Below are 26,650 nucleotides of genomic sequence, written 5' to 3'. Positions count from 1 at the left end.
AACTAAAAATAAATTCCCTAGATATCTAGTAGAGAAATGATGCTGTCTCTCCGTAGATGCTATAATTTATAGCAGATGCTTTAAGAGGGCGCTGATGTACGCTCGCCAGCTCAGACCGAAAGACATAGATACCACTAATTGATGGAAGCTTGGCCAACCCCACAAACTAATTTAACCGACATTCCGATCGCCGAGGAACTGTCGCGCCGCATTCCTCGATCGCACGATCACAAAGCAGAAAACCGAGCGCTGCAAACGCTTGCCCGACAATTGGCAACCTCACCCCACAGGCTGCTCAAAACACTGGTGGCGATCGCTAAAGATTTGTGCGACGCAGGAAGCGTCGGAGTCTGCTTACTAGAAGAAAATGCCAGTTCCGAACAAATATTTCGGTGGGAGGCATTGGCGGGCGCGTGGGAAGCAGCAGAAGATACAAACACACCCCGCAAATTGCGTTTGTCGGGAACCCCGCTCAATCGCCAAACTCCTCAGCTTTACTTCGCTCCCGAACAATATTTTACCGACTTACAGCAGCTAGAATTGCCGATCGCCGAAGCATTAGTCGTGCCACTGGAAGCAGAAAATCAATCGCTGGGGGCAATATGGATTGTATCTCACGATGCCGATCGGCAATTCGATGCCGAAGACTTGCAGATCGCCATCGCCCTAGCAGACTTTGCCGTTGCCGCCGTACAAATCGATCGCGCCCATCAAACCAAAGAAGCTTTGCGAGAAAGCGAAGAACGCTGGCAATTAGCCTTGCAGGGCAACAACGACGGCATTTGGGATCACAACCTGCAAACAAATTGCCCTGTTTTGAGCGATCGCTTTTTAGAGATTTTGGAACGTGGCCCGGAAGAAGTCAAGGACTTCAGCCAATATTTGAGCTGGGTTCATCCCGATGATTTGGAGATGATGCAAAGCAATTGGCAGCAGCACTTAAATCGAGAAACATCACATTACTGCTGCGAGTACCGCATCCGTTGTGGGGACGGGCGCTACAAATGGGTTTTAGCCAGAGCGCGAGCAATTTGGGACGAATCAGGCAATCCCGTGCGCGCCGTGGGTTCCCTCACAGATATCAGCGAGCGCAAACAAACTGAAATTGCCTTGAAACAAAGCGAAGAACGTTTGAGCGTCGCCATCGAAGGCTCAGGCATGGCAACCTGGGATTTTGACGTGCGAACAAACCGAGTAATTTGGTCGGCGACCCATTTCAGCATTTTGGGCTGCGAACCGGTACCAGGCGGCGAAGCAAGCGCGGCTGTGTGGCAAAAGTGTGTGCATCCAGACGACTTAAAGCACGTCATGCAAGCAGCCAAAACAGCTCGGGAAACACGATCGCTCTACTCCCCCGAATACCGGATCATCCGAGCCGACAACGGAGAAATCCGCTGGTTGAGCGCGTTCGGGCGCTATCTCTACGACGCGGCAGGCGAAGCAGTGCGGTTTATCGGAGTATTATTTGATGCTACCGATCGCAAAAAGGCCCAACTCGCGCTGCAACAGAGTGAGCAAACCGTGCGCCGTCAACTTGTAGAGATAGAGTCGCTCTACCAAACAACTCCCGTGGGTTTGGCCGTTTTAGACACAGATTTGCGGTTCGTGCGGATCAACCAGCGGTTTGCCCAAATGAACGGCCTGGCCGTCGAAGCGCACATCGGCCGCACCCTGCGCGAAATTGTCCCCGACTGGGCAGACACAGCCGAACCTTTGTTGGGCCACCTTCTAGACACCGGAGAACCGATCCGGAATTTTGAACTCACGGGTAAAACTAGGGCTCAACCTACTGTCGTTCGCACTTGGCTCCAGAATTGGTGGCCGCTCAGAGACAGGGGCGGAGAGATTGTCGGGATTCATATCGTGGTACAGGAAATTACCGCTCGCAAAATGGCCGAACTCGCCTTGCAAGAAAGCTACAACCGTTTCCAATTAGCTACAAGGGCGATCAACGGCATGGTGTTTGAGTGGGATTTGGCAGCAAACTCAGTTTACCGTTCCGAGGGACTGTTCTCGATCGTCGGTGTCAACCCAGAGGATGCACCGGCAACAGCAGAGTGGTGGAGAGAACGCATCCATCCCGTCGATGTGGCACGCATCCAAGCCGGGGGGCAATCAATCTTTAATATTCCGGATCGCTATGAAATCGAGTACCGAGTCCGGCACCAAGACGGGCGCTGGATCGATGTTTCGGAGCGCGGCTGTTTGATCCGCAACCAGCAAGGTGAAGCGACCAAAATAGTCGGCTTCACCAGCGACATTACCCAGCGCAAACAAGCAGAAGCAGCACTGTGCGATCGTGAAACCCACCTGCAGTTGATTCTCGACAGCGCCAAAGACTACGCTATCTTCACCCTCGACATCGGCGGACACGTTACCAGTTGGAACGCAGGGGCCCAGAGATTGCTGGGCTATTCCGAAGCTGAAATCGTCGGGGAACACGGACGCATCATCTTCACCCCAGAAGACTCAGCAGCCCGAATGCCGGAAGCAGAAATGCACAGCGCCCTGATTCAGGGAAAAGGAGAAAACGAGCGCTGGCACGTCCGCAAAGACGGCAGCCGCTTGTGGGGCAGCGGGCTGGTGATGCCCCTGCGCGACGCAGACGGCGAAGTGCAAGGTTTCCTGAAAATTATGCAGGACAAAACCGAGCGCCGGCAAATAGAAGAAGCACTGCGGCACAGCGAAAATCTCTATCGCACCCTCGCCGATGGCGTCCCGGAATTAATGTGGATCAACACCGCCGACGGCAGGTTAGAGTTTGCCAACCAACACTGGAAAACCTATACGGGCATGAGCCCAGCACAATTGCCGCTGCCTGCGCCGGTGCTGGAATTATTTCATCCTGATGATCTGCCAGCAGTTGTCGGCACGCGCACTCCTGCGATTGCAGCAGGGGAAGCCTACGAATTCGAGTGTCGGGTACGCAGGTTTGATGGTAATTACCGCTGGCATCTAGCGCGACTTGTGCCCGTCAAAGACAGGAAGGGAAAGGTGGTGCAATGGGCTGGTATCGGCATTGATATTGACGATCGCAAACGAGCCGAAGAAAGCTTAGCAGAAAGCGACCGCCGCTTCCGCTTTCTGGCTGAGTCGTTGCCTCACCTGATTTGGAACGTAAGCTCAGCCAGGGAAATTCGCTTTACCAATCAACAACAATGGTTGGAATATCTGGGCATGTCTTACGAGGAAGCCGCTCAAAGCAATTGGGAATCGCTAGTCCCGCCCTCGGATTTGGCAGAATCTTGGGCCCGCTGGGAAGAATGTCTAATCAGCGGAGAAGTTTATCAAATGGAGCTGCGCCTGCGGCGGGCAGTAGACCAGATGGAACGCTGGCATTTGTCCCGCGCCGTGCCAATTCGCGACGCAGCCGGCCAGATTGTCGAGTGGATCGGCACAAACACCGATATTCACGATCGCAAACAAGCCCAACTTAACGAGCAGTTTCTCTCTGATCTCGAAGTTCGCTTGCGGCAGCGCTTCAACCCCGCAGAAATGTTGTCGGAAGCGATGAACAGTCTGGGAGAATATTTAAAGGTCGATCGCTGCATCTGGCACGAAATCGATTTAGAAGCCGATCGGGCAATTGTCCACCAAGACTGGCACCAGTCCGACCTGGCAAGCACCGTCGGCACCTATCAAATCTCAGACTTTAAGACGCCAGAACTGAAAGCTCTGTCTATGGCAGGTCAAACCCTTGTCATCTCAGATATCGCTAATTACCCCTATACAGCGCATTTATTCGATAACTACGGTGCCGTGTCGATTCGCGCTTTGGTCGATGTTCCCTGCCTTCAGGAAGGCCGCTGGGTGGCTCTTTTGGTGGTGACATCAAGGGTGGTTCGGCACTGGCGGCCCGATGAAGTTTGGCTGATGCAAGAAGTGGTGGCTCGCCTCTGGACGGTAATCCTGCACGCGCGAGCCCTGCATGAGCTGCACGAAAGCGAGGCTAGGTTCCGCGCTCTAGCTGACAACATCGCTCAGTTGGCCTGGATGACAGATGCTGCTGGGGGGATTTTCTGGTATAACCAGCGGTGGTTTGACTACACGGGCACCACCCTAGAGGAAATGCAGGGCTGGGGCTGGCAAAAGGTACACCACCCAGAACACGTCGATCGCGTTGTCGAAAAATTTAGGCGCTGCCTTGAAACAGCCGAACTCTGGGAAGATACTTTCCCCTTGCGCGGCCAAGACGGATCGTACCGCTGGTTTCTCTCCCGCGCCGTGCCGATTCGCGACGATCAAGGCAAGGTGCTGCGCTGGTGCGGCACAAACACTGACATTACCGATCGCAAAGTTGCAGAAGCGGAACGGGAACGCCTTCTAGCGCGGGAAAAGGCAGCGCGGGAAGAGGCAGAACAGGCTAACCGCGTCAAAGACGAATTTTTGGCTGTTTTGTCCCACGAATTGCGGACTCCCTTAAACCCGATTATGGGCTGGGCGAAGCTGCTGCAATCGAACGTTCTGACACCCCAAAAGCAGCGTTATGCCTTAGAGACGATCGAGCGCAACGCCAAACTGCAAACCCAGCTTATCGAAGATTTGCTCGATGTGTCGGGGATTCTCCAAGGTAAGGTTAGCTTGAATATTGCACCTGTGGATTTAGCTGGGGTAATCAGCGCCGCCATTGAAACGGTGCGTCTGGCCGCGGAAGTTAAGTCGATTCAAATCAGCACTCAATTTGCACCGAATCTCGGCTCGGTTTTGGGCGATGCGGGCAGGCTTCAGCAGGTAGTCTGGAATTTGCTCTCAAATGCCGTCAAGTTCACCCCGCCGGGAGGCAAAATTGAAGTCGTTCTCGATCGGGTGGACACCAAGGCCCAAATTACTGTAACTGATACGGGAAAAGGTATCGAACCTGATTTTCTTCCCTATGTATTCGACTACTTCCGGCAAGCTGACAGCTCGATGACGCGCAAGTTTGGCGGATTGGGTTTAGGATTGGCGATCGTCCGCCATCTCGTCGAACTCCACGGTGGCACGGTAAAATCCGACAGTCCCGGCGAAGGAAAAGGTGCAACCTTGACCGTCAGGATACCTCTGATGCCCGTGCCATCTCAGACCAGCCCTGCGGGAACTGCGTCGCGGGACGAATCCTTCAATTTGAGCGGTATCAGGGTGTTAGCGGTGGATGATGAGGCCGATGCCCTAGATTTAGTGGTTTTTCTGCTTGAGGAGTGTGGGGCAAGTGTTACAGCAGTTGCTAATGCCGCCGAGGCCTTGGCGGTTTTAACCCAGTCGGTGCCGGATTTGCTGTTGAGCGATATTGGAATGCCCGACACTGACGGTTATATGTTGATGCGGCAGGTTCGGGCTCTGGCGCCTGACCAAGGGGGACTGGTTCCGGCGATCGCCCTCACGGCTTATGCTGGAGAGATTGACTATCAGCAGGCCATGGCTGCTGGGTTCTGGCGCCACATTGCTAAGCCTTTAGACCCCGACAAGTTGGTGCAGGCGATTTGGGAGGTACTCGATCGATCGGGCAAAAACCTTATTTAAAGTGTTTTTGTGTCGGAAAAGTCTTTATTTAACGAACCGCGAAGACGCAAAGAACGCGTTCGGCGAAGCCGTTCCCGAAGGGTAGGGTAGGAGGAAGGGAAGAAGAAAGGAAGAAGTTAATAATTTTAAGTCCGGTTATATCTGAGATATTGCACCATTCTCAATAATGATTTTATTGACTGGCTAGGAGCAACGGCCCACAAGAAAATTCACTCTTTGTGGAAGCGGGCGGAAAGCCTGTTCAGAAAAATGGTGCAATAGGTCAGATGTAACCAATTTAATCGTCGTTCCATCGCGCATCATCTCAAACAAAAAAACCTCACAGATGGAGGTTTTTTGATGATTATTCGGGATCGTCGGACAGGTTAAAACATCCTGTCCCTGCATAATGCCCACAGCACTAAGACTCAATTCTTAGCGGTAGTCAGTGCGCGCAGCGGGCTCGCGATCGCTCGTTGTAGTGGTATAGCGGACATTTTCTTCGCGTTTGCGGGGAATCAAACCCAACAAACCAGACAAGCCTAGCAGTCCCAACCATCCCCAATCAAAATCGCGATCGGTCTCAGCATTGTAGACATCGGAGCGAGGAGTTGTGGTGGTTGTAGTGCTGTTAGTACCGGAAGTAGTACCGCCCGTTGTATCTGTCTGAGCTGAAGCAGGGAGATGAGCTGGTGCTAGGGCTAAACCAGCAGCTATAATACCTGCACCGATTGCTTTGGATAAATCAGAACGTTTCATAATTCAAATGCTCTCTGTTGGCTAAAATCTTTAACTATCAAAACTATATCAATGGGCTTTTAAAGTTAAATCCATCTCTAGCAGTAAAGATGGTTATGTTCCACCTATAACTACAGATTGATATCCAATTTTTAGCAGGCACACAAAATGAAATATTGTTCGCGGAGGCACTCCGGTACTAGAAATAGGGGGTCTGGCACCTCACTCGGTTATGAGGCACTCCGGCAGTCCCGACAATAGACAAGGTGTTGTTTACAAAAAAAGGTAAACTCAGATATTGCACAGACAACTGTTGGAAGTCGATCGACGGAGATCAAAACTTTTGGGTATAGAGTTACGCAGCTACGTATTTCTAGACAACTTGCAGCCACAGCACGCAGCATACATCGGCACAGTCGCCGCCGGATTCTTGCCGCTGCCAGGGGATGCGTCGCTGTGGATAGAAATCTCGCCCGGTATCGAAATTAACCGAATTACCGATGTCGCCCTCAAATCTGCCTCCGTGCGCCCAGGAGTGCAGATAGTCGAACGCTTGTACGGCCTTCTGGAAGTACACTCGAGTCAACAGGGGGAAACGCGGGCCGCAGGTAAAGCAATTCTAGAATTCATCGGAGTCCGCAGAGAAGAATGTATCAAACCGCGAGTGATTTCCAGTCAAATTATTCGCAATATTGATGCCCACCAAACACAATTAATCAACCGCACCCGGCGCGGACAGTTGCTGCTGGCGGGACAAACGCTTTACGTCTTGGAAGTAGAACCGGCGGCCTATGCAGCGCTGGCGGCTAATGAAGCAGAAAAAGGCGCATCTATTAACATCTTAGAGGTTCAGGCTGTAGGTAGTTTCGGACGGCTTTACCTCGGCGGCGCAGAACGAGATATTATAGCAGGTTCCCAGGCAGCAATTGCGGCGGTGGAAAGCGTGACGGGTCGAGAAAATCCAGCAATTTTTGGTCGCAAGGAATAGCCGTTAAAGGAGATGCAATTATGGCAAATACACAGCATTTAGCGCTGTTAAAAAAAGGTGCAGTCACTTGGATTAAATGGAGAAGTCTCAACCCAAATATAGAACCGGATCTCAGCGAAGCTAACCTCGCGGAAGCAAATCTCAGAGGTGCACATCTTTGGCGCTCGAACCTTTTTAAAACAGATTTGTTTAAGGCTAAATTAATTGCGGCAAACCTGGCAGAATCTAATTTTAGTTTAGCAAATCTTGCGGGAGCGCAACTGCTGGAATCTAATTTAATTAAAGCTAATTTAACGGGAACCAACCTGCAAGCGGCTGACATCAGGGGAGCTGATTTGAGCGGTGCTAATTTAATTGGGGCTGACCTCACCGCTGCTAATCTCCAACAAACCGATTTCGGTGATGCGAATTTAATCGGTGCGGTGATGTCTGGAGTTAATGCGATCGGCGCGAACCTCAACTGTGCTAATCTCAGTCAAGCTAATCTCACTCAAGCCGAATTGATTGAAGCACATTGCTATGCAGCTAATTTCTCTAAAGCTAACCTCGGAGAAGCTCACTTCACGGGAGCATATCTTTTCCGGGCAAATCTCTGTTTTGCACAGTTGAGCGCGGCAGATTTCCGGTGGACAAACCTTGGCAAAGCTGATTTGAGAGGGGCTAATTTGACCGGGGCAAATCTCAGGGGAGCGAACTTGGCGGGAGCTAATTTGGGTGAAGCTATTTTGAAAGGAACAATCATGCCTGATGGCAGCATTGTTTGATAAATATTGGATAATATTTAGTCCTGTGAAATAACGGCGATAGTTAAAAAAAGCCAGTTGCGGGTTTACCGAAAGGATTGCCAAAACATGAGCTTTTGGGGCGGGTTGAGGCTTTCTCTCGAATACAACAAAGCCGAGATTTAGTAAACCCGCCTCGGCTCAAAACTCGCAACTGTCGATCGATTAATTTTGGCCAGGGGGCGATATTTGATAAAGTCCTCTAACGGGCCCTTGATCACTCGGTGAATTTTGCTGCTGCGTTGGAAGTGTAAACTGATCTTGGAGTCCGGCGGGAGTGGGGAAACAGCCGCTTGGTTGAGGTCCTAGCTGGCAAGCTGCAGGCAGTGCCATGATTGAGGCATCGAAGGGATTGACGGCATCTGGCACGCGCAGAATCGGGTCGCTGGAAACTTGCCGCTGCATTACTCGTCGGTAGAAGCCGTTGACGCGACTAGCATCCCGCTCGATTTCTTTTTCGGGAAAGGCAACGACGCCGCTGGGGGAACCGATGCCTAAATAGTCGCCCAAGTAACCTTGCAAGCTGACGTTGTGGTAAAAGTCTCCTGAAGCTTCAAAGAATTGTCGGTTGAAGTCGTCGGCAATCGGGTGAAATCGCTCTGTTTGTGCTTGAGCTGGTTTGACTGATGCCAGTGCGGCAGAGGCGACAGCGAGAATCAACGCGCCGCTCAGGCTTTTTAACTTTTGACTCATATATTTCAGCCTCCTTAATTAATTCCGATTCCACTATAAACTGATTATCGGCGGATTATTTGTGTTTTTTACACGGTGTGACTTATGAATGCTGCGGATTTAAAGGTGTTACGCGATCGACTTTTAGATTTGTTGTGCGAGTTTGCCTATCGCGAAGGCGATTTTGTGCTGTCTTCGGGACAGAAAAGTTCTTATTACATTAACTGTAAACCGGTGACGCTGCACGCTGAAGGTGCTTTGGCAACGGGACGTTTGCTGTTGTCGATGCTGTCGTCGGATGTGCAAGCTGTGGGCGGTTTGACTTTGGGTGCTGACCCGATTGTAACTGCTGTGAGCGTGGTTTCGGCTTTGGGCGATCGACCTATACCAGCTTTAATTGTCAGAAAGGAGACGAAGGGACACGGGACAATGGCGTATATTGAGGGGCCGCTGTTGCCAGAGGGCACGAATGTGGCGGTTTTGGAGGATGTGGTGACGACGGGTAAGTCGGCGATGCAGGCGGTGGAAAGGTTGCGGGCGGCTGGTTATAAGGTCGATCGTATTTTGTCTCTGATTGATAGAGAGCAAGGTGGAGGGGAATTATATCGCGAGGCGGGATTGGATTTTCAAGCCATTTTTACCATTCAGGATCTTAAGGAATGGATTAGTAGCAAAAAATAACCGGGCGCGCATCTAATTGTGACAATCCTATTTCTTGAAACTCTTTCTTGTGCGCTGGGCTAGAAGCCAACCCCAAAAACTCCTCTCGTTTCTCTCGTCTCTCGTTACCAGGTTCTCTCGTTACCAGGTAGAACCTGGTAACGAAGATCCAGAGGCTCTGGCTCATGTTAACAATGGTGCAAGATATCAATCTTAACCAGCCAGTTTAAGGCTATGAAAACCATCCGTTTTATTGACTTATTCTCAGGAATAGGCGGCATGAGATTAGCGTTTGAATCCGCCGCTCGTTCCTTGAATCTGGAAACAAAATGCGTATTAAGCAGCGAAATCAATCCCGACGCTCAATTAGTTTACCAGAAAAACTTTGCCGACACACCTTTAGGCGACATCCGATTAATTGACCAACTGCCTGAACATGAAATTTTACTAGCGGGATTTCCCTGCCAATCTTTCTCCTATGCTGGCAAAAAAGAGGGATTTGGAGACACCAGAGGCACCCTATTTTTTGAGATTGCAAGGTTAATTGATACCTTTAAACCTCAAGCATTTATTTTCGAGAACGTGCGGGGGCTTGTCAGCCACGACGGCGGCAGAACCCTCGAAACTATTAAGGGCGAAATCAAAAGCCGAGGTTACAGCTTCGATTATTTCTTGCTCAACAGCTCTAACTTTAGCTTACCTCAGAACCGTGTCCGAGTTTACCTAGTAGGACTTTTAAATGCTTCGCCCCAATTTGCGTTAATTTCTGACTTAGGCCCAAAAGATTCGCATTCCTCTAGTCATCAACAGCTATCGTTATTTTCCCCGTTAAGTCAACCTGTCACAGTTGCAGATATTTTGGAAGACAATCCCGATCCAAAATATGATTGTTCGCCAGAATTTGTTAAGGCATTGAAGCAAATAGTTAACAATGATTTCAGTCGCTTGCACGGTAGGCGGCTAATTGACTATCGCGGTGGCAATTCGATTCATTCTTGGGAACTGGGTTTGCGAGGCGAGTGCAGTTTAGACGAAATTGAATTAATGAATCTTTTTATATTGAAAAGGCGCAATAAAGAATTTGGATCTGACCAAGATGGCAAGCTATTAACTAAAGAGCAAATAGCTACTTTTTTTCCTCATCCCAATCTCGGTAAAATGCTGGATTCCTTGGTAACAAAAAAGTACCTGCAACGGAACAACAATCAATACAAACCTGTATCCGGTAACTTTTCCTTTGAAGTCTATAAATTTCTCGATCCGCAGAAAATCTCGGTAACAATTGTTGCCAGTGATGCTAATAGATTAGGCGTTTACTATCATAACCGAGTCCGCAGGATGACTCCCCGCGAGGCGGCGCGCTTACAAGGTTTTGCCGATAGTTTTATTCTGCATCCTAATGATGATAAAGCTTATCATCAACTGGGTAATAGTGTAAGTATTAATGTAGTTAAAGCTGTTGCTCTTGAAGTTATCCAGAATGTTTTGTGCTCTACCAAACAAAAAGTTAGCGCCTGGTGAATTGGGAAGGGTGGGCGGAGTGTTTCCGCCCACCCTAACAACTAACTTTGCACTACAGGTTCCTTAGCCAAAAACTTCTCTAATTCCGTCAATCGATTTTAGATTTTAGATTTTAGATTTTAGCATTTACCCCATGGATAAATGCGGGGGCTTGAGGATTTTAGATTTTAGATTTTGGATTGATTTCACGGATAAATCACGTGGCGGGTACCATCTAGAAATTCTTGGTCAAAGCATCGGCATCAACCTTAGAGCGGTGTTTTATTGGGTGGCATGAGAAACTATGCCGACTCTAATTCTATCAAAATCAGCTCAGGTACTTGGAGCACAAGGGAAAATAAAGTTTTCGGCGCTAAACAAGCGCAAGCTTTCAGGTTCAGAATCTCTACCAATCGGCTGATTTTAGCAGAGGGAAATTATAACCTGAGTGAGACATTAACTAGAGAATACTGTTTTAATATGTTAGATGACGCGCAAGGAGAAGCAGTAATGATTTTACCTGCATCTATTAAAAGGAAATGGAAACTACTGGCAACAGCCTTTATTTGTCCTCTAACACTAATTGGTGTTGGCGTTCAGCAACAACCGATTCAAGCACAACAAAATCCATCTAAGACTAATGTTGCTGCTTTGCCAGATGGTATTTACCTCTACGGAGATTCGCCACAGCCCAACCAAGTTCTTCAAAACTATATTGTGTTTCAGCGCCAGAACGATCGCGTGGTTGGTGCAATCTACGCGCCGCGATCAGACTTTGCGTGCTTCACTGGTAAAATTCAGGGAAATACACTTTCCGGGAAGGCAATCTCAGCCGGAAAAGTTCAAACAGTTGAAATCAATACTCAGCTAAGCAATCTCCATCCTATTCGCACAATTAGCTTAAACGATCGGCGCATTCTTTCAAAGTGCCAAGCAACAGCGCAAGCTAATATCTTTAGGTAAATCTTTTACTTAGCTAAAATGGTGCATGAGGCTGGCGGTGCGTTACACGGCGTTAACGCACCCTACAAATTGAAAATTTCTCGTTACCAGGCAGAGCATGGTAATAAATATCTTGGTAAGTATTAATGTAGTTGAAGCTGTTGGTCTAGAAGTAATTCAGAACAATAGCTCTATCTTCTGGTAATCGGTGAAAAAGTCGGTTAAGTCGTCTCACAGCAGTTGCGTGACGAGTTCCAATAGCAGGCATTTGAATAATTTCTCCTTCAATGAGTTCGACGCCCTCAGATTCAGAAAGAATCCCTGTCTCACTGATCAAATGATATTCCTTCACCGTGAAAAGCCGTCTTTGAAGTTGAAGGGACATCGCAATTCTCCTTTTAGGAAACTGCTTTTAATATAACCTTAAGTAAGGTGCGCCATCAGCACCCTAGTTTTGGGCGGGCCGGATGCCCGCCCCACAAGAAACGAAACAGCTTTACGATTAAGTAAGGTGGACAATGCCCACCCTACAAATTAATCCAATTAGCTTTGCGCTACAGGTTCCCTAGCCAAAAACTTCTCTAATTCCGTCAAAGCATCGGCATCAACCTTAGTCTGCATCGGACAGAACTTAGGCCCGCACATTGAACAGAATTCAGCAGTTTTGTAGATATCCGCTGGCAAAGTTTCGTCGTGATATTCCTTTGCCCGTTCTGGATCTAATGACAGCTCAAATTGACGGTTCCAATCGAAATTGTAACGCGCTTTCGAGAGTTCGTCATCGCGATCGCGCGCACCCGGACGGCCCCGCGCAATATCTGCAGCGTGAGCCGCAATTTTGTAAGCAATCAGCCCGTTGCGGACATCCTCAGCATTCGGCAATCCTAAGTGTTCCTTCGGCGTCACGTAACACAGCATTGCAGTACCGTACCAACCAGCCATCGCCGCCCCAATTGCTGAGGTAATGTGGTCGTACCCAGGCGCAATATCTGTCACCAACGGCCCCAAAACATAGAAGGGTGCTTCGGAACACTCCTCCATTTGTTTCTTGACATTAAACTCAATTTGATCCATCGGCACGTGACCCGGGCCTTCCACCATTACCTGCACATCATGTTCCCAAGCTTTGCGAGTTAATTGTCCCAAAGTTTTGAGTTCAGCTAATTGAGCTTCATCCGACGCATCGTGAGTGCAACCGGGGCGCAGAGAATCTCCCAAACTAAACGAAACATCGTATTTTTTGAAGATTTCAATGATGTCGTTAAAGTGAGTGTAGAGGGGATTTTGTTTGTGGTGATGCAGCATCCACCGCGCCAAAATGCCGCCGCCACGAGAGACAATCCCCGTAATCCGATTTCTCACCAACGGCAAATGCTCAATCAAAATTCCGGCGTGAATTGTTTGGTAATCAACACCTTGTTGAGCGTGTTTGTCAATGATGTGAAGAAAGTCATTCGCCGTCAGACTTTCCATATTACCGTGAACGCTTTCTAGAGCTTGGTAAATTGGTACAGTACCGATCGGCACTGGTGAAGCTTTGATAATTGTAGTGCGAATTTCATCCAAATTCCCGCCGCCTGTGGACAAGTCCATCACGGTATCAGCGCCGTATTTCACTGCTAGTTTAAGCTTGTCAACTTCTTCTTCCATATTGGAAGAGTTGGGAGATGCACCGATATTAGCATTGACTTTGCATTTAGAGGCAATGCCGATCGCCATCGGTTCTAAATTCGTGTGATTGATATTAGCGGGAATAATCATCCGTCCCCGTGCTACTTCGGCGCGGATCAGTTCTGGCGGGAGATTCTCTCGCTTAGCAACAAAGTGCATTTCCTCAGTAATTACACCTTGGCGGGCGTAGTGCATTTGAGATACATTGGTGTGCCCCTGACGCTTAGCGATCCATTCGGTACGCATATTTAATTTCCTTGATAAACAGCTTCCCTCCGCTGGTATTACCCAGACTCAGGTTCTAAGGGTGTTTTCTCAGCCCGGATATTCGGGCACCCCTAGCTAAGCTATTGATTGTATCACCGATTACTGTGCGCGACGGCAGCAACTAAGGAAATCTTAATATTGAGATATAGATGAGGGGAGCGATCGCCCTTTTGGGGCTTCTGATATTTCTGCTGTTTAAAAAGTGCGATCGTACCCCCTTTAACAATCTAAAAACCATCACACCTCATCAGGATTAATTCCCATTTGCCGCAATTTTGCTGCTAGGCGATCGGCGCGTTGTTTGTCTTTTGAAGCTTTTTCAAGACGATAAAGTTAAAGATCTGTCAGGAGATGAAGAACCTGTCGTGAATTTATCTGAGATTTTGAGACAAGTTTATTTGGAGGCGACTCTAGATTTTGCGTTCGATTATTCAGTGCAGCCTGTTCCGCCCTTGAGCGAGGGTAATTTTCAGTGGGTGCGATCGTTGATGGAATCGTAGGAGGGCGACAAGGAGTGCGATCGCAGGCTATGGTATCGCCTTATAGCAGTTGGCAATTGGATTAAGTACACCTAAAGTTGCAACCTAATAAACGGTGCATTTCTAAGGCTATGCCTCACGCGATCGCCAACCTCTATATTCTTCTTTGGTTATGGTTGATTGTGACGTTCTTCCACAGCTTGGTAGAGACGACGTAACATTTCAATAGGGATTCCCACAGCGGGATGAAGAATTTTTAGCCCTTCGATACCACCTGCAAGGAGAACTTTGACGGAACCAGGAGTAGATTTGCTCCGTTCTAAGAATTTTTGGATGAAGGTCTGCTTCTCAGCTTCAGTGGTAATGGGGCAAGTCTGTGCTAGTTGAATCAGAAGACCTTCGAGTTCAGTGCGGTCTTGATTGGTTACATTTTTAACGTTTTGTTGAAATTTGACATTGCTGCCGTCAGCAGCGTAATTAACGCCGATAGTCGGATTAGATTGATTGAAGTTGATAATTGGTGGTTGATTAGTCATAATAGTTAATGTGGTTTGTGTATTAAAATCTGCTAACTGCGGACATGATATCACTGGTAGCGGAGATTGTGCAATTTCATCTTTGTAGAATCCGCAACGTGATTGGATAGCCGCGATCGCCTCCAAAGGTCTTTCAACAACTGTAATTGTTTCTGCAAGTTGTCTCAAACGAGATAGGATTTCAACATTACCTAATATCTTAGCAGCATCCATCGCGTTTCTACAAATATCTTCATTTAAGTTGTTAAGCGCCTTCTTGAGTTCATTGACTATTTCTTTAGTCTCTTTAAAAGCTTCTAAAAAGTCAACTGCCTCCTTTCGTATAGAGTATTCATCATCTGTGAATGCTGTTGAAATAATACTGGAAAAACCCACTTTTCCATGAAAGTTTTTCAGTCCAACAAGCGCCCGCTCGCGAGCATCTTTATTTCCAGTTTTTAGGGCATCTTCTAAGATAGGTAACCCCTTGCGATTATTTAATTTAGTTAATGAGTAAGCTGCATAAAGACGGATAGAGAATTCTTTGTCCTTCAAAGCTTTATACAAATTGGGTAAGTCTTTAGAGTCACCTAGAAATCCAAGACTGAATATTACTTCCCCCCGAACCTTAATTGCTTTCCTTTGCAACAATTTTCTTAGAGCAGGCAATGATTCTACTGCATTAAGGATGCGTAATGATCTAATAGCTGCTTCACAAACATAATCCTCATCTTGTAGAGATCGGATAAGTTCGCTAATAGCTGAACGATCCTGAAGCCGACCCAAAGCATAAGCAGCAGAAGAACGTACACCCGGATCATCCTTAGATAAAGCCTCGATGAGAACTGGTACTGCTCGTATGTGACCCATCACTCCTAAATAAATTGCAGCACTAGAACGAACAGAGCTTTGTGGATCGCTTTGCAGAATATGGATAAGAGCCGTTACACCATCCTCTAACACATCGGAATCTAGCCAGATTCCTAGTGAACCTATTTGGGAAACTGCTTCTGAGCGAACGATCCAATCACTCTCTGATAAAGCACCGATCAAGATAGGAATAGCTGCGGCATTCTTTGTTTCACCTAGAAGCTGTAGAGTATCTCTTTTGGTATCGGCATTGCCATTATTAAACTCTTCATTCAGTAATGCAATTACTTCTTGAGGAACGCGCTGTCCTAGAAATTCAGCAGCCTTAGTTTTTACAGTATAATCGTCATGCTTGAGCGCACTCTTCAAACAATCAATCGCGGCTCTTCCTTCTAATTTTCCTAAAACATCTATAACAAAACTACGCACTAAAAAATATTCATCATCTAGCAGTTGACAAAGGTTGGGGACGGCTTCTAAATTACCTAATTTTCCCAATGACTCCACTGCTTTCTGACGAACAGAAGAATCCCGATCTTTCAATGCTTCAATCAAATACTTTAAAACTTCAACATTTCTAAAGTTACCTAATGCTCGCGTAGCACGCCAACGGGTATCAGAACATCCATTTTTATGAATATCAAACAGGAAGGGTAACGCATACTCCGACTGAGTTTGTTCTAAAAGCCAGATTATAAGCGATGGCTGGAAACCTTGTTGAATAATGATGTTTACAGTAGCTTGTTGTAGAGATAGGGTAGCTTCCCCAGCTAACCTTGCTCCCAAATACAAATCTACCTCCAGTGCCAGTTGCACCATCCGCACTGCTAACGCCTCAGAGTCCACAAACGACATCGCCATTGCTAGCGGTTCCGTCCACTTTAGATAATTCAAGTAGTAATATCGCAATTTCTCATCACTCAACTTTTCCAACTGTGGCGCTAGCCACTCCGCCGCATAATATTCCTGAAACAGTTGATGGTGAAACTCTATTTGGGTTGGGTCACTAGCTACTTGGAGTAAATGCCATTCCACTAAATCCTCTAACCACTCTTTTGCTTTTGTCCTATCCTCCAAAGTTGGTGTGCGATCGCCTGCCAACAACGTGGCTAGTATTTTTTCTGCCTCAGTTTTAGGAATAGCAATCCAGGAGACACTAGGTTTGGAGGAATCGATATGCGGCTCCCCTTGAACCATCGTAAAGGCGAGGTAGGTTAATAGATCGAACGCAAAGCGACGCGAGTCCTTAGAAACATTGCGAAGTCTTTCAGGCTTAAATTCCTCATACCGTCGCGCAAATTCTTTGCGGAACAAATCGCCTCGGTTTTTAGGAATCTTTCCCTTCTGTTCAAAAACATCACATAACATCTTCAGTAGCAATGGCGTTTCTGCCAACTCCCGAAGCTTCCCTTGAATTTGCCGCCACAGTTCCTCACCCGTTTCCGGCAAACGCTTGCGGACAAACTCCTGCATCTGAGGCTCAGTCAGGGGTAGCATTTCCAGCTTCTTAACATTTCCCTGAACCAATCCTGAACCCAGTTCCCGTGTTGTAATGATTAAAGAAACTTTTAAATCAACACATACCTGTCTAAACTCATCTACTGCTTGCCAAGCTTGTTCGTTAGGTAATTCATTCAACCCATCTAAGAACACGAACAATCGTCTATCACGGAGGAAAGCTATCAAGGTTGTCTCATCAAGGTAAAGCCACCACTTCAGCTTTTCTTGAATCGCTGCTAACACTGAACCTTTAAGACCGCGCAGTTCAATCAGTATAGGTATGGGGGGAATCTCACTCTTACCCTCCTCGATCGCCTCTAAACACTGTCTTGCTTCTTCCCACAACAACCGCCGCAGCGAAGTCGATTTCCCCGAACCAGGTTTACCCACTAACAGCACATGATCTGTGGCATACTTTCGCAATCCCTCTAGCACTGCGAACTGCTCTCGCCTCTCCTGTTGTTGTTCCTGTGAGTCTGGCTTATCTCGCCTCTCCTGTTGTTGTTCCTGTGAGTCTGGCTTAGATGATATAGCGGTTTGTACCCGCAAGGGTAACTCTGCTAGCGTTGGAATATAGCGATCGCTTACCTCACGCTTGGTGTCCTCCCGTGAAGTATCTAGAACCGATTGTAAGTAGGGCTGAAACTCACTAGGGGCAATCATGCAAGAGTGAAGTTATATCTATAACCAAAGCGTCTTTTCTATAATAAACAAATTATTCGGCATAATGCCTAGATGATTAGACTTTAAACTTGACTGAGCCTCCTCATTGCTCATTTTTTTCGCTAATAGCTGTAACAACTCAAGCCGCAGGGCGTTCCTAACCACAATTTAGTCTCACCAGAGTCACCCGTGCCGATCGCACCCACCCAATTTTCCCCTAAGCCACTATACCGATTCTCAAATAAGTGATGTACGCCCCGATCGCATTCCAATTCCCAGGCGTACCTGATTTTACTGAAAAGTGCTATGTAATCATCAATTCTTACATCTAATCTGCTGACTTAGGTTGCTCGACCTTGCTATCGGAGGCATTTGTAATATCAGATTCCCCCGAGTCAATTTTGTCTGTATCCTGTTTTAATTCTGATACAACTGCGCCGCGAGCACGCCAAGCTTCCGCATTCTCCGGCTTAATGGCGATCGCTCGATCGTAAGCAGCCATTACTTATTCATACTAACCCAATATAAAATCAACGCTCACTTCTAAATCGGGAAAAGCCAGCGGCGCAACTTGTTGACCGCGCTCAAACTTTTGCATCGAACTGTAGGCATTGGCCGTAACTCTGAGCGAGAAGACCTTGCAGTTCTGATTCTGTTTCCCCCATTTGAATCTTGACAACTCCTGACATTTGCGCTCTTTATATTTGGGTAGTAACTTACAAAAAAGACATCTACTAACTGTAGCACTCTTTTAGAAACTTGGTATAATTCCTGAAACTCATTTGAAGCTTTGTGAATTTATTTTTTTATTTATTTTAAACTTGTTAAGTTTTCTTTACTGATTGATACAAAATTATAATTAAAGGATATCCGTTTGAGCGCAATCCGATGGAGCCAAGGAGAGTAAAAGCCAATAAATTAATAAATTACACTTTATTAAGTTTTAATAGGTTTTAATATTTTTAGTGCATCCTAGATAGACCGGCATAGTTCGCTAAAAGCAAGCATAGCCTTTCTAACATAGTAAACTTTTGGATGTAGAAAAACCCTTTCTGACTCGCTGCCCTTGGCTCCTCTACGCTTTGTAGAAAAGTCCCGGCAAAAACTGGGCTAACTTTTGTTGAGTAAATTACTATGTTACAATCAGCTCTAACAATAATTAAGTTTTAAAACCGGCCTTAACCTTACGCTCCATTCCATTGCGATCTGTAGAATAACAATGACTATCAACTTAGCTGGCTATCAATTCGTTGAAACCCTTCACAGCGGAATAAGAACTTCAGTCGATCGCGCTCGGAAGGATTCGGACTTTTCCAGCGTGATCGTCAAGACGCTAAAGGCTGAGTATCCCACTCTTTCTGACATCACCCGCTTGCGACACGAATATCAAATTCTGCACAGCTTAAACGTAGAAGCGATTATCAAAGCCATTAGTTTAGAAACCTATAAAAACGGTTTAGCACTGATATTAGAAGATTCCGGCTCCGAGTCTCTCAACGATTGGATGAAGGAGAAAAAAATCACAATCATTCAATTTCTTTCTTTGGGTCTCCAGCTTGTCTCTGCCTTAGCCGAACTCCATAAACATAACATTATTCATAAAGATGTAAAGCCCCAAAATATTATCATCAACCCAGCCACTGAAAAAGTTAAAATTATTGACTTCAGCATCGCTTCGCGCCTGGAGCGAGAAAATTCGACGCTCAGCCATCCAGATTTGCTCGAAGGCACACTCGCCTATATGTCGCCAGAACAAACTGGCCGGATGAATCGGTCAATTGACTACCGCACTGATTTTTATTCACTAGGCGTTACCTTCTATGAAATGCTCACAGGCGAGTTGCCCTTTAATTCCACAGACCCGCTGGAATTGGTACACAGCCATATTGCCAAAACACCCATTCCCCCTCACCAGCTAAATCCTGAAATCCCACCACAAATTTCAGCGATTGCGATGAAGTTATTAGCTAAAAATGCTGAAGACCGCTACCAAAGCACTGAAGGACTAAAATTTGACTTAGAAACTTCCTTGCTCAAACTACAGGCTAGCGGATATATTTCCAACTTTGTTGTTGGAAGTGCGGATAAAGCAGGGCAATTAAACATACCGCAAAAGCTCTACGGTCGCGACCAAGAAATTGAAAAAATTCTAGAAACTTTCGATCGCGTTGCCAGTGGCACCAGCGAATTAATGCTGGTTTCCGGTTATTCCGGGATAGGCAAAACAGTTTTGGTCAATGAAGTTCACAAACCCATTGTGCGACAACGAGGCTATTTTATTGCGGGGAAATTTGACCAGTTCAAGCGCAATATTCCTTATGTTTCCCTGATGCAAGCATTCCAATCCTTAACTCAGCAACTTCTAACCGAAGGCGAAGTAGAAATCCAAACTAGGAAAGAAAAACTTTTATCCGCTTTAGGCGATAACGGACAAGTCATCATTGATGTTATCCCTGAAGTCGAATTAATTATTGGCAAACAGCCACCCGTAGCAGAACTAGGGGCAACTGAAGCTCAAAACCGTTTCAGTCGCGTCTTTAAACAATTCATTGGCGTATTTACGACTATTGACCACCCCTTAGTTATCTTCCTCGATGACTTGCAGTGGGCGGATTCGGCATCGTTGAAATTAATTGAATTGCTAATAACTGATTCTGATAGCAAGTATTTATTGCTGATTGGGGCATATCGAGATAACGAAGTTTCTCCAACTCATCCGACGATTCAAACAATTGACAAGATTCGCCAAACTGGTGCGACGGTGAATAATATTGTCCTTCAACCATTACACCTGGTTCATGTTGAAGAATTAATTGCGGATACTTTAAATGAATCTGGCGGTTCGGAAGCCCTGTCTGTAAAGACGCGAAATTTCGCGTCTCTACTTTTTAATAAAACGCAGGGCAATCCTTTCTTCTTAAGTCAACTCCTCAAAACTCTTTATCAAGAAGATTTGTTGACTTATGATTTATACTCGGGCGCATGGCAATGGAATATCGAGCAAATTCAAGCGATCGGCATCACCGATTACAATGTTGTCGAACTGATTGCTAGAAACATACGCAAATTGCCCGAAGATACACAAAAAGTATTAAAATTTGCTGCTTGTATTGGCAACACTTTTAACTTAGAAGTTCTGGGGATTGTCAATCAGGAATCATCTTTAGTCACGGCAGCGCAATTGTGGGCAGCACTTCAAGCTGGGTTGATTTTACCTTTGAGCAATGAATACAAAATTCCCCTCGTATTTAGTCAGGAAGAATCGGGCGGTTTTACCTTAAGTGATGTGAAAGTTGACTACAAGTTTCTACATGACCGCGTGCAGCAAGCTGCCTATTCTTTGATTCCGGATGAGCAGAAAAAAGAAACCCACTTAAAAATCGGTCAACTGCTGCTGCAAAGTACAACGCCTGAAAACCGAAAAGAAAATATTTTCGCTTTAGTTAACCAACTCAATTATGGTACTGACTTACTTACAACTGAATCCCAAAAATATGAACTAGCCCAATTGAATCTGATTGCAGGTCAGAAAGCGAAAGCTGCTACAGCCCACGATTCCGCCGTCAAATATTTGCAAGTAGGTTTATCTCTGGTAGCGGTAGATAGCTGGGAGAATCGGTATGAACTGACATTAAGGCTGCATGAGGAAGCAGCAGAATCAGCATATTTGAGTGGTGATTTTGACGGAATGCAGAGATTCGTTGAGATAGTACAAAACTGCGCCAAAACGCTGCTGGACAAAGTGAAAGTGTATGAAATCCAGATGCAGGCTTACATAGGGCAGAACAGGCTGCTAAAAGCGGTTAATACAGCGCTACAAGTTTTAAAGCTATTAGGGGTCGAGTTTCCCTCTGAGCCGAAACCGTCCGATATTGGGCAGGCACTAGGCGAAACTGCGGCAATTTTGAGTGGAACGCGAATTGAAGATTTAATTGACCTGCCTCAAATGACCGATCGCTATAAACTCGCAGCCATCAAACTTTTATCAAGTATCTTTGCTCCTGCATATATTGCTGCTCCTACACTGTTGCCGTTGACGGTGTGCAAACAAGTAGATTTATCCGTCCAATATGGTAATGCTTCTGTTTCTCCCATTGCTTATGCCAATTATGGTCTTCTGCTTTGCGGAGTTGTGGGAGATATTGATTCGGGTTATCAGTTTGGTCAATTAGCTTTAAGTCTGCTGTCAAAGTTAAATGCTCAAGAAATCAAAGCCAAAACAGTCGTCATAGTAAATATATTTATCCGACCTTGGAAAGAGCATTTGAGACAAACATTAGAGCCTTTGCTATCAGCTTACTCTAGCGGATTGGAAATGGGGGATTTAGAATTTGGTGCTTTTGGTATATTGGTGTACTCTTATTTCTCTTACTATAGCGGCAAAGAACTGACTGCCCTTGAAAGAGAAATGGAAATTAACAGAAATGCTATTCATAAAATTAAGCAAAAAACAGCGCTTAATTATCACGAAATTTATTGGCAGGCTACCTTAAATCTGCTCGGAAAAAGTGAAAACACCTGCCGTATCCAGGGTGAAGCCTGCGATGAGCAGATAAGATTGCCCCTGCACCAGCAAGCAAACGACAAAGCGGCAATTGCCTACATATATTTAAATAAAATTATACTTAGTTATTTATTTGAGAATTACTCAGAAGCGATGGAAAATACTGAGATACAAGAGAAGTATTTGGACGCAGTAGTCGCAACACCTCATCTTCCTCTCTTCCATTTTTACGATTCTTTAGTAGGTTTGGCGGTGTATGCCCCTAGCTCCGCGTCTGGGCAACATAAAATTCGCGATCGCGTACAAAGTAATCAAGAAAAAATGCAAAAATGGGCGCATCATGCCCCAATGAATCATCTACACAAATTCTATCTAGTAGAAGCAGAACGGCATCGGGTTTTAGGCGAAAAAGTAGAAGCGATGGAGATGTACGACAAAGCGATCGCTCTTGCCAAAGAAAACGAGTACATCAACGAAGAAGCACTAGCTCACGAACTCGCTGCTAAATTCTATTTTTCATGGGGTAAAGAAAAGATTGCCCGCACCTACATGACCGATGCTTATTATGCCTATATGCGCTGGGGAGCTATAGCTAAAGTTAAACATCTCGAAGAAAAATACCCGCAATTAATAGCGCGATCGCCTGCGCTCACCGAAACCCCTTTCAACCCTACGATGACAATTCCTCCTTTGACCATTACAGGCGGTCAACCAGAGTTGCTAGACTTGGCAACTGTAATGAAAGCATCGAGTGCCATTTCTAGCGAAATTGTTCTACCTAACTTGCTCAACAAGTTAATGAAAATTTTGATAGAAAACGCAGGCGCTGAAACTGGATCGCTTATTCTCTCAAAACAGGGTCAACTTGTTATAGAAGCGGCGGGGACTAAAGATGAAGTCCGAGTGCTGGAATCTTTACCAGTATCAACTTTTGGGCAAGTGCCTATATCGGTACTTAATTACGTCACCAGAACTCAGAAAGATGTGGTTTTAAATGATGCCAGCAACGAGGAAATCTTTAACGCCGACCCCTATATTACCCACCACAAACCACAATCAATTTTGTGTGCGCCTATCCTATATCAAGGTAAGTTAAGTGCCATCCTGTACCTAGAAAACAACGTGATTGCTGGCGCTTTCACGCCGAAGCGGGTAGAAGTGTTGCGGATGCTATCGGGACAAGCTGCGATCGCCTTAGAAAATGCCAACCTCTATCACACTTTAGAAGTCAAAGTAGAAGAGCGAACCGAGGAATTAAAAGCCAAAAATACGCGCCTCGAAGTAGAAGTTCAAGAGAGACAGCGAGCCGAGCAAGCAGCAGAAGCCGCAAACCGCGCCAAGAGCCAATTTCTCGCCAACATGAGCCACGAACTTCGCACGCCACTCAACGGCATTTTAGGTTATACCCAAATCCTCAAACGAGACATAGATTTAACCAGTCAGCAAATTTCTGGTATTAATATCATTCATCAGTGTGGCGAACACCTCCTAACTCTGATCAATGACGTTTTAGACCTCTCCAAAATCGAAGCCGGAAAAATGGAACTCTACCTCACCGAGTTTCACCTGTCAGACTTTCTCCAAGGCATTACTGAAATTTGCCAGATTCGCGCCCACCAGAAGGGAATCTCTTTGATTTACGAACCGCTAACTCAACTTTCCACTTGCGTCCAAGCCGATGAAAAAAGGTTGCGGCAAATTCTCATCAACTTACTCGGCAATGCCATAAAATTCACCGAAAAAGGAGGCGTTAGTTTTAAAGTAGACAGACTGGATATTCAGCAATCTTTGTCATCACCGATCGCCAATTCCCAATCCCTAACAGCGAAATTTATTTTCCAAGTAGAAGATACAGGCATTGGCATCGCGCCGGACGAGCTCTCAAAAATATTTTTGCCCTTTGAGCAAGCCAGCGGTTCAGTTCGCCAGATAGAGGGGACAGGATTAGGACTGCCAATTAGTCGCCAATTAGTGGAAATGATGGGTGGCGAACTGAAAGTACAAAGCTCTTTAGGTAAAGGCAGTATTTTCTGGTTTGAGTTAGAGTTGCCTATTACCGAACGCTGGGAAGGGTGTCAAAAAGAACCTGAAAAAATTATCAGGGGTTTCTCAGGCGAGCGACGGAAAATTTTAGTCGTTGACGATCGCTGGGAAAATCGTTCTGTACTCGTTAATCTTTTAGCTCCCATTGGGTTTGAATTAATGGAGGCAACGGACGGTCAAGACTGCGTGAATAAAGCGCTGTTATTTCAACCGGACTGTATTATTATTGACTTAGTAATGCCAGTCATGGACGGCTTTGAAGCGGTGAGGCGGCTCAGAAAAATCCCTCCATTGAAGGATGTAATCGCGATCGGAACTTCTGCTAGCATTTTATCTGGCGATCCCGACAGTATTTTCCAGGCTGGTTGCAACGCTTTTCTCCTCAAACCAATTCGGGCAGAAAAGTTATTAGAATGCTTGGGCAACCATTTAAGTTTAGAATGGATTTATGAGGAGCGAACAACTTTCAGTTCAGAAGGTATCTTCACCGAACTCCCTTCCCAAATCCAAGACCAACAACTGATTGCTCCCCCTTCTGAAGAAGTTGCAGTACTGTTCGATTTAGCCATGAAAGGTGAACTCCTCAGTATTGAGCAGCGAGCCAGCAAGCTGAAGGCAATAGATATGCGTTATGCACCTTTTGCCAATCAGTTGCTTGAATTAAGCAAAAACTTTGAAGAAGACAAATTAGTAGAATTTGTTCAACAGTTTAGATGAGGACTAAAAATGACTAGGGAATCTTTAGACAGAGGCACCATTTTAATTGTGGATGATACGCCCACTAATCTGGGTTCAGTATTGGATTTTTTGACCGCATCTGGCTTCACTGTTTGGGTAGCTCGCAGTGGGTCTAGCGCTCTCAAAAAAGTGCAATATTCCCAGCCGGATTTAATTTTGTTGGATGTGCTGATGCCAGAAATGGACGGATTTAAAACCTGTCAAAATCTGAAAGCGAATGACTTAACTAAAGATATCCCAGTCATTTTTATGACCGCGCTGGACGATACAGAAAGCAAAGTCCAAGGCTTTAATGTGGGGGGAGTTGATTATATCACTAAGCCCCTTCAACACGAAGAAGTTTTAGCTCGCGCAATCACGCACCTGAATCTGCGAAATCTAACTAAAAAGCTTCAGGCGCAAATTGTCGAGCGCGAGCGAGCGCAAGCCGACCTACAAGTTTTAGCACAAGAGCTAGAGACGCGAGTAGAACAGCGCACCGCTGAACTTTCCCAAACGAATGAACGCCTCAAGCAGGAGGCTGCTGAACGCAAGCTTGCAGAAGCAGCTTTGCAAGCATCGGAAGCGCGAGAGCGGCACAAAGCCCTACAGCTCGAAAATTCCCTGCACGAACTCAAGCACGTGCAAAGCCAGCTCATTCAGAGCGAAAAAATGTCCGGGCTAGGCCAACTCGTGGCTGGCGTAGCTCATGAAATCAATAATCCAATTAATTTTATTTATGGAAATCTTTCCTATGCTCTGGAATATTCAAAAGCTTTGGTCACTATCCTTGACCTCTACGAAAAGCACTATCCTCATCCGCCTCAAGATATACAAGCAGAAATCGTGGCAAGCGAGCTAAATTATCTCAAAGACGACTTGCCTAAATTGTTCAAATCTATGTACTTAGGAGCCGATCGCATCCGCGAAATTGTTTTATCTTTGCGCCTCTTCGCACGGCAAGAAGGATATGAAATGAGAGCGGTCAACCTTCACGAAGGCATGGACAGCACGCTGATGATTTTACAGAGCCGACTAAAATTTAACTCAGACCGCCCCTCGATAGAAGTGGTGCGGGACTATTGCCCAAACCTGCCCGAAGTGGACTGTTATGGGGGAGAAATGAATCAGGTATTTATGAATGTACTTGCAAATGCGATCGATGCTATTGACGAGTGGAACACGCAGAGAGCGCTAGAAGAAATTAAAGCGAATCCTAGCGTGATTCGGATTAGCACAGAAATAACCAGCAGCAATTGCTTAGCTGTCCGAATTGTGGACAATGGGCCAGGGATCTCGGAAGAGGTTCGTCGCCACGTATTTAACCCGTTTTTTACGACAAAACCCCCCGGTAAGGGCACAGGGATTGGGCTGTCGATTAGCTGGCAAATTGTAGTGGAAAAACACCGGGGAAGATTGGAGTGTATTTCTGCACCAGGCGGGGGAACAGAGTTTATTATTGAGATTCCGATTCGGCAGGAGTCTCCTGTCTTGTCGCTGTCAGCTTGATATAATTTCGGGTATCTTCATCCATAATTGTGCGCGGTGATGGGCAATCGCGGGGTTTCTGCGATTGCCCATCACCGCGCACAATTACCAACAAGAAAATTCGGGTGTGTACGTAGCGGTGTAGGCTACACCTAATATCATTTCCGGTTACA

15 protein-coding genes and 1 riboswitch are annotated in these 26,650 nt (G+C 46.2%); of the genes, 9 read left to right on the top strand and 6 right to left on the bottom strand.

Annotated features, from left to right (window positions below):
• Window positions 1-141: 141 nt before the first annotated feature.
• Window positions 142-5,499, top strand: a complete 5,358-nt coding sequence (locus tag QUA07_RS24135) for a PAS domain S-box protein (protein WP_333330130.1) — start codon at window positions 142-144, stop codon at window positions 5,497-5,499.
• 414 nt (window positions 5,500-5,913) lie between these two features.
• Here the strand turns inward: QUA07_RS24135 and QUA07_RS24130 are convergent, their stop codons facing one another.
• Entirely contained in the window at window positions 5,914-6,237 is a 324-nt protein-coding gene (locus tag QUA07_RS24130; RefSeq protein WP_190661580.1) for a WGxxGxxG family protein, read from the bottom strand.
• Window positions 6,238-6,559: 322 nt separating this feature from the next.
• On the opposite strand from QUA07_RS24130, the gene QUA07_RS24125 reads away from it, so the two are divergent.
• Both QUA07_RS24125 and QUA07_RS24120 read left to right on the top strand, forming a co-directional pair.
• The gene (locus QUA07_RS24125; protein WP_333084286.1) at window positions 6,560-7,204 is read left to right on the top strand and encodes a hypothetical protein; all 645 of its coding nucleotides are present in this window, start codon (window positions 6,560-6,562) and stop codon (window positions 7,202-7,204) included.
• Window positions 7,205-7,224: 20 nt separating this feature from the next.
• Window positions 7,225-7,968: a pentapeptide repeat-containing protein gene (locus QUA07_RS24120; protein ID WP_333330127.1), complete on the top strand. Its 744-nt coding sequence runs from the start codon at window positions 7,225-7,227 to the stop codon at window positions 7,966-7,968.
• A 183-nt stretch (window positions 7,969-8,151) separates the two neighbouring features.
• Here QUA07_RS24120 and QUA07_RS24115 read toward each other — a convergent pair whose 3' ends face one another.
• Entirely contained in the window at window positions 8,152-8,679 is a 528-nt protein-coding gene (locus QUA07_RS24115) for a hypothetical protein (RefSeq protein ID WP_333330124.1), read from the bottom strand.
• Window positions 8,680-8,763: 84 nt separating this feature from the next.
• Between QUA07_RS24115 and pyrE the strand changes: the two genes are divergently transcribed.
• From pyrE to QUA07_RS24100, 3 genes are all read left to right on the top strand, one after another.
• Window positions 8,764-9,339: an orotate phosphoribosyltransferase gene (pyrE, locus tag QUA07_RS24110; protein WP_333330122.1), complete on the top strand. Its 576-nt coding sequence runs from the start codon at window positions 8,764-8,766 to the stop codon at window positions 9,337-9,339.
• Window positions 9,340-9,552: 213 nt separating this feature from the next.
• A complete protein-coding gene (gene dcm, locus QUA07_RS24105) occupies window positions 9,553-10,839 on the top strand; it encodes a DNA (cytosine-5-)-methyltransferase (RefSeq protein ID WP_333330119.1) in 1,287 nt (428 codons plus the stop codon).
• 459 nt (window positions 10,840-11,298) lie between these two features.
• The gene (locus tag QUA07_RS24100; RefSeq protein ID WP_333330116.1) at window positions 11,299-11,781 is read left to right on the top strand and encodes a hypothetical protein; all 483 of its coding nucleotides are present in this window, start codon (window positions 11,299-11,301) and stop codon (window positions 11,779-11,781) included.
• Between the two features lie 145 nt (window positions 11,782-11,926).
• Here QUA07_RS24100 and QUA07_RS24095 read toward each other — a convergent pair whose 3' ends face one another.
• Both QUA07_RS24095 and thiC read right to left on the bottom strand, forming a co-directional pair.
• Window positions 11,927-12,145, bottom strand: a complete 219-nt coding sequence (locus QUA07_RS24095; protein ID WP_333330114.1) for a hypothetical protein — start codon at window positions 12,143-12,145, stop codon at window positions 11,927-11,929.
• A gap of 158 nt (window positions 12,146-12,303) precedes the next feature.
• Window positions 12,304-13,677, bottom strand: a complete 1,374-nt coding sequence (gene thiC, locus QUA07_RS24090) for a phosphomethylpyrimidine synthase ThiC (RefSeq protein ID WP_333084275.1) — start codon at window positions 13,675-13,677, stop codon at window positions 12,304-12,306.
• 7 nt (window positions 13,678-13,684) lie between these two features.
• Window positions 13,685-13,781, bottom strand: a riboswitch (TPP riboswitch).
• 192 nt (window positions 13,782-13,973) lie between these two features.
• Between thiC and QUA07_RS24085 the strand changes: the two genes are divergently transcribed.
• On the top strand, window positions 13,974-14,198 hold the full coding sequence (locus tag QUA07_RS24085) for a DUF4058 family protein (RefSeq protein WP_333330111.1): 225 nt from the start codon (window positions 13,974-13,976) through the stop codon (window positions 14,196-14,198).
• 149 nt (window positions 14,199-14,347) lie between these two features.
• Here QUA07_RS24085 and QUA07_RS24080 read toward each other — a convergent pair whose 3' ends face one another.
• Window positions 14,348-17,497 (bottom strand): HEAT repeat domain-containing protein, encoded by a 3,150-nt coding sequence (locus QUA07_RS24080; RefSeq protein WP_333330108.1) that lies wholly within the window; start codon window positions 17,495-17,497, stop codon window positions 14,348-14,350.
• A 556-nt stretch (window positions 17,498-18,053) separates the two neighbouring features.
• A complete protein-coding gene (locus QUA07_RS24075; RefSeq protein ID WP_333330105.1) occupies window positions 18,054-18,227 on the bottom strand; it encodes a hypothetical protein in 174 nt (57 codons plus the stop codon).
• A 717-nt stretch (window positions 18,228-18,944) separates the two neighbouring features.
• On the opposite strand from QUA07_RS24075, the gene QUA07_RS24070 reads away from it, so the two are divergent.
• A complete protein-coding gene (locus tag QUA07_RS24070) occupies window positions 18,945-24,989 on the top strand; it encodes an AAA family ATPase (RefSeq protein WP_333330102.1) in 6,045 nt (2,014 codons plus the stop codon).
• A 9-nt stretch (window positions 24,990-24,998) separates the two neighbouring features.
• Window positions 24,999-26,498, top strand: a complete 1,500-nt coding sequence (locus QUA07_RS24065) for a response regulator (RefSeq protein WP_333330100.1) — start codon at window positions 24,999-25,001, stop codon at window positions 26,496-26,498.
• Window positions 26,499-26,650 lie beyond the last annotated feature (152 nt).

The organism is Microcoleus sp. T3_A4, assembly GCF_036700465.1.
Classification (GTDB): Bacteria; Cyanobacteriota; Cyanobacteriia; order Cyanobacteriales; family Microcoleaceae; genus Microcoleus.
The sequence above is the reverse complement of the archived record's forward strand: the minus strand, read 5'-3'. Positions and strand labels throughout refer to the sequence as shown.